6 protein-coding genes are annotated in these 5318 nt (G+C 43.9%); 4 read left to right on the top strand and 2 right to left on the bottom strand.

Annotation, left to right across the window (positions count from 1 at the left end; all coding sequences use genetic code 11):
• Positions 1-130 precede the first annotated feature (130 nt).
• A complete protein-coding gene (locus QUA04_RS28510; protein WP_333263820.1) occupies positions 131-340 on the bottom strand; it encodes a hypothetical protein in 210 nt (69 codons plus the stop codon).
• Between the two features lie 6 nt (positions 341-346).
• A complete protein-coding gene (locus tag QUA04_RS28505) occupies positions 347-673 on the bottom strand; it encodes a glycosyltransferase family A protein (RefSeq protein ID WP_333263817.1) in 327 nt (108 codons plus the stop codon).
• Between the two features lie 616 nt (positions 674-1289).
• Here QUA04_RS28505 and QUA04_RS28500 point away from each other — a divergent pair.
• The 4 genes from QUA04_RS28500 to QUA04_RS28485 all read left to right on the top strand — a co-directional run bounded on the left by QUA04_RS28500 (position 1290) and on the right by QUA04_RS28485 (position 5283).
• A complete protein-coding gene (locus tag QUA04_RS28500) occupies positions 1290-2321 on the top strand; it encodes a glycosyltransferase family 2 protein (protein WP_333263814.1) in 1032 nt (343 codons plus the stop codon).
• A gap of 128 nt (positions 2322-2449) precedes the next feature.
• Positions 2450-3901, top strand: coding sequence for an NAD(P)/FAD-dependent oxidoreductase (locus QUA04_RS28495; RefSeq protein ID WP_333263811.1), 1452 nt, complete (start codon positions 2450-2452; stop codon positions 3899-3901).
• Between the two features lie 21 nt (positions 3902-3922).
• Positions 3923-4594 carry a nicotinamide riboside transporter PnuC gene (gene pnuC / locus QUA04_RS28490; protein ID WP_333263808.1) on the top strand — a complete coding sequence of 224 codons (672 nt, stop codon included), beginning with the start codon at positions 3923-3925 and terminating at the stop codon, positions 4592-4594.
• Positions 4591-5283, top strand: a complete 693-nt coding sequence (locus QUA04_RS28485) for an AAA family ATPase (RefSeq protein ID WP_333263805.1) — start codon at positions 4591-4593, stop codon at positions 5281-5283. Before pnuC ends, QUA04_RS28485 begins: the two co-directional genes overlap by 4 nt.
• Positions 5284-5318 lie beyond the last annotated feature (35 nt).

Below are 5318 nucleotides of genomic sequence, written 5' to 3'. Positions count from 1 at the left end.
TTTTTATTTTAATTTATGCAATGTCTAACTTTATTTAATCATAAAAATACCTGTAAGTCAATATATAATAGCTTTCCCGCGCCTAATTTTTATACTTTGTAGTTAATTTTTATAAAAATTATTAACTTTTTTACATACTAGGTTCGGTAGAGCCACAAACGCGGCGGATTAGAGATGAGCTGGCATTGCCTATAAAATATTTATAAATTAATGCTGTGTAAACTTCTCCTTCGATGCTGGAGTTAGAAAATCCACCTGTGAGCAAGTCTTTTTCATTTATCTCAACTGACCAGGAATAGACAAGTCCGACAGATTGTTCTGAGGAAATCAGGCAGTTCACTGGTTTTTATAGGTTTTGGGGAGACCAAATATCCTCGGCATTGATGGGAGCAATATATTCGCCTTTTGATTTCTCAATTGCTAGGTTGCGGGCGACGGCGACGCCGGCATTTGATGGGTGGAATAAGCTGACTCGGCTATCTTCTTGAGCAAAAGATTGGACGATTTCGGCTGTTGTATCTGTAGAGCCGTCATCAACTACTAAAAGTTCTATGTTTTGAGAAGTTTGAGATAAGACAGGCTCTAAGGTTTTAGTAATAAAGTTGTCAGCGTTGCAAGCTGGTATGATGACTGAAACTAATCGCTGATTTAAAGTATTTTGGGAGGTGTTCATGTAATATAAAAAATGGTTTAGGTAAAAGTTTTAGTTCAAAGGGAGCTCGCTAAGGGTATGTTAGCAAATTACCCAACCTTGATCGTACAGCGTCGGAAATTTTAAGACGTATATTTGACCTATATTTAAAATAGGTTGCCAAAAGTCATAAAGTGTGGATTTACTCCGCAGTCGCGATCGAGACTTGGTGCACGAGTCACTCGCGGATGACGTCTGTAAAAGAAATTGTACCGCGCAAGTCCTGACAGTTCGTGGGTGTCCGTATAAACGATGTTTTATTTTATACGGTGGGCTTACTTATAAAATCACTGTTTTGTGCGGTTCAATACAGCCACACCAAAATGCTGCTGGGGCTTTTTCCGAAGTTTACACAAACAATCATATATTTAAAGATTTTGTAAAGCTGTTGTCTACATCAGGTCACTCTCAGCAAGCTATGGCGTAGAATACAGGTATCAGGGGAAAAATCAGATCGAAAATACCAAAAAAAAATCTAGTTGAAGATAAACAGAAATCGAGTTATAAATAAAAAAGTAGAGCTGATTTTACCCTTCGTAAAGTAGCACCAATAAAATTCAAGCAAATTTTAGCCCCTGCAATTTAAACAATTTAGGTAATGATTTCTACCGCCGACCCCACTGTATCCGTTATTATCCCAGTCCACAACGGGGGCGCTTACTTCCGCACCTGTTTGTCAAAACTGGCTCAAGCTGTGCCTAGACCGATCGAGATTATTGTAGTAGCAGATGGCGAAAGCGACGGTTCTTGGCGTCTGGCAAAGGAATTCGGCGCAAAAGTCATCAGGATTCCCGAATGCGGGGGGCCAGCGCGGGCAAGGAATTTGGGTGCCCAAGCTGCAAAGGGAGATATTCTGTTTTTTGTGGATGCTGATGTCGCTGTTTGTCCAGAAGCTGTCGGCTATGCGGTATCAGTGTTCAAAAATAATCCCTACTTAGCTGCTTTCATTGGCTCTTACGACGATGATCCTGGAGATCCTGATTTTCTATCGCAATACAGGAACTTGCTGCACCACTACGTGCACCAAACAGGTAACGAAGAAGCTTCGACTTTTTGGGGCGCTTGCGGAGTGATTCGCCGGGAAATTTTTTTGCAAATGGGCGGCTTTAATGAGAGTTACCGCCAAGCTTCGATCGAAGATATTGAGTTCGGCTACCGTTTGAAACAAGCAGGTTATAACATTCGGCTGTGCAAAACATTGCAGGTGAAGCATTTAAAGCGGTGGAAACCTATGGGTATGGTGAAAGCTGACTTTTTCTACCGAGCACTGCCTTGGACAGAACTGATTTGGCGCGATCGCAAATTGAATAACGACCTCAACCTGCAAGTTTCAAACCGCATCAGCGTGATTTTAACTTATGCAGTCCTGCTGGCAATTTTGGGAACCTGCTGGTCGCTGAGCTTTCTGCTACTGGCTGCTTTGCTGGCCCTACCACTGGTAGCAATTAATGCACCGCTTTACCGATTTTTTTACCGTAAACACGGTATCGTATTTGCCCTGAAAACAATTCCTTGGCACTGGCTTTTTTACTTTTACAGCGGACTGGCATTCGCGATCGGCACTGGTCGCTACTTATACCAAAAAAAGCCTGTGACTGGCAAAGTTAGCTTGCCAGTATCCGCTCCATAAATTAAAGCCAATCGTCCCTTAACATCAGGTCGCTCGATAGTTTCTCAGGGTATTCACGGGTGCATATATCACTGTGACAAGTTATAAATAACTGTATAGTTTGGATCAAAAAGCTGGAGGTAGGCTGAGTGAAACATTATCCTGTTGCGATCGTCGGTGCAGGCCCTGCGGGCTTGACTGCTGCCTACGAGCTTGTCAAGCAAGGCATTATCCCTGTTGTACTAGAAAAAGGTGATAAAGTTGGGGGAATAGCTCGAACCGAAACCTACAAAGGCTATCGTTTCGACATTGGGGGCCACCGCTTTTATACTAAAGTTGAAGCCGTGCAGCAGTTGTGGCAAGAGGTGCTGGGAAATGAGTTTATTAAAGTGCCGCGATTGTCGCGAATTTTTTATCGAGGTAAATTTTTTAACTATCCGATCAGTGCCTTCAATACTCTCTTTAATTTGGGCATAATTGAGAGTACGCTGATTATTTTGAGTTATGTGAAAGTGAGAATTTGGCCACTTACCGAAGAAAAAACTTTTGAACAGTGGGTGATCAATCGTTTTGGCGAACGCTTGTATAAAACATTTTTTAAGACGTACACGGAAAAAGTTTGGGGCATCCCTTGTTCGGAAATTCAAGCAGATTGGGCGGCGCAGCGGATTAAAGGATTGTCCCTGACGACTGCAATTATTAATGCTTTGTTTGGCAGCAACGACACCAAAACATTAATAAAAGAGTTTGACTATCCGGCTTTGGGGCCGGGGATGATGTGGGAAAAGTTCGCCGAAGCTGTGGAGAATAAAGACGGGAAAGTTTATCTCGATACTAAAGTGATTAGCTTTGAGCGTGAAGGTAATAAGATTAAAAGTATTACTGCGGAGCAAAACGGAGAATTAGTTCAATATTCGGCTGATAATTTCATTACGAGTATGCCGATATCGGCGCTGGTAGCAAGAATGAAACCGCAGCCCCCCGAAGAGGTATTGCACGCCGCGCGATCGCTCAAATATCGAGATTTTTTGATTGTATCACTGATTGTCAATCGCAAGGATTTGTTTCCTGACAACTGGATTTACATTCACTCTCCCGAAGCCAAAGTTGGACGAATTCAAAACTTTAAGAATTGGAGCGCCGCTTTAGTTCCCGATGTCAGCAAAAGTTGTTTAGGAATGGAATATTTCTGTAGCGTAGGCGACGAGATTTGGGAAATGTCGGACGCGGAACTTGTCGAATTAGCAACTCGCGAATTGGTGGGTCTGGGGTTAGCAACAACTGCTGATGTGGAAGATGGAGTTGTCATACGGCAACTTAAAGCTTATCCAGTTTATGATGGGGAATATCGAGGACACTTGCAGGTACTTGAAGGTTTTTTGAAGGGATTTGAGAATTTGCAGACGATCGGGCGCAACGGTATGCACCGATACAACAACCAAGACCATTCTATGCTGACGGGGATACTGGCTGTGAGAAATATTCTCGGCGAAAAGCACGATTTGTGGGATGTGAATACTGAGCGATCGTACTATGAAGATTTTTCAGTCGATCGCTCAAAGGACAAAAAGGATTCGGATTTGATTTCGCAGTCAATATAGCCAGCCCAGATAGGGATTGCCATGAAAAAAGCGAACCTGCCGAACTTAATCGGCTTCGCAGCAAGCATCTTCGTGCTCCTGCTTTCAGTGCAGTGGTTTGTCCCTATCCAACTCGACTTAATCGAAGCGATAGCCGCGATCGCTTCTGCTTGGAGCGTTTGGCTGCTTGCTAAAAACAATCCCCTAGGCTGGTGGATCGGCTTAATCGGAGTTATCGCCTACGCTGCGGTGTTTTATCAAGTTAAACTTTACGGCGAAGTTGCGATTCAATTCTTCTATTTAGTCACGAGCTTGCAAGCAATTTATATTTGGCTGCAGGGCGGCGAAAACAGCACAGAAAAACCTGTATGTCGCATGAACCAACGCTGGCTCATCCTCACCGCAGTCTTAGTTACAGTTGGCGTGTTTGGCTTGCGAACAGTATTAGTATATTTGGGCGGTGCAGCACCATTTTGGGACGCCCTGACCACCATCTTAAGCGCGATCGCCCAGTTGTACCTGATGGAACGCTATCTCGAAAGCTGGTATTTGTGGATTGTTGCAGACACGATTTACGTTCCCTTGTATGCCTCGCGCGGGCTATATCTGACGAGTATTTTGTACGCGATATTTTGGTTAATGGCAATTTACGGACTGCAAAATTTTCAGCGGATTTACTCGGAACAAAAGTTAAAACAGCAGCAATCTTTATGATCCTGGGTGTTACTGTAGGCAAATTTTACCCCTTCCACAAAGGACACGACTACTTAATTCGAGAAGCTAAAAAAAAGGTTGACCGTTTAATCGTTCTCGCCTGTTACAAAACAAATCAAGCAGTTGCAGGAAGCGTTAGAGCCGACTGGATTCGGTTTTTGCATCCTGACGCAGAAGTTATCGAAGTGCTCGACGATTTGCCGGAAGCCCCCGAACCTTGGGCTCAGAGGACTCTTGAGGTGCTTTCCGGGCGAAAACCCGATATCGCTTTTACTTCAGAAGATTATGGCGAACCTTGGGCAAAACTGATGGGATCTCAACACTGTGCAGTCGATCGCCAACGGCTCAAATTCCCGATTTCTGGAACGCAATTGCGATCGCACTTAGCCGAACACTGGCAAATGCTGACTCCCCCAGCCAAAGCCTACTTTGCCAAACGAGTCTGCGTGCTGGGTGTAGAATCGAGCGGCACAACTACCCTGGCGCGATCGCTCGCACAGCACTATCAAACTGCTTGGGTTCCCGAATACGGCAGGTGTTACTGGGAAGGTAGGCAATATTCGCCCGATCCTGAAATTTGGGACAGCTATGAATTTGTAGAAATTACCAAGAAACAAGCTGCTATAGCAATCCTAAATCATTATCAAGACGGTTCTCCAGAACTTACGGTGATATTTTTATCTAATTAGAGAAGCAAGCTAATACCCGTTCTCGAAAATTATCA

Source organism: Microcoleus sp. S13_C5, from assembly GCF_036700845.1.
Classification (GTDB): domain Bacteria; phylum Cyanobacteriota; class Cyanobacteriia; order Cyanobacteriales; family Microcoleaceae; genus Microcoleus.
The sequence above is the reverse complement of the archived record's forward strand: the minus strand, read 5'-3'. Positions and strand labels throughout refer to the sequence as shown.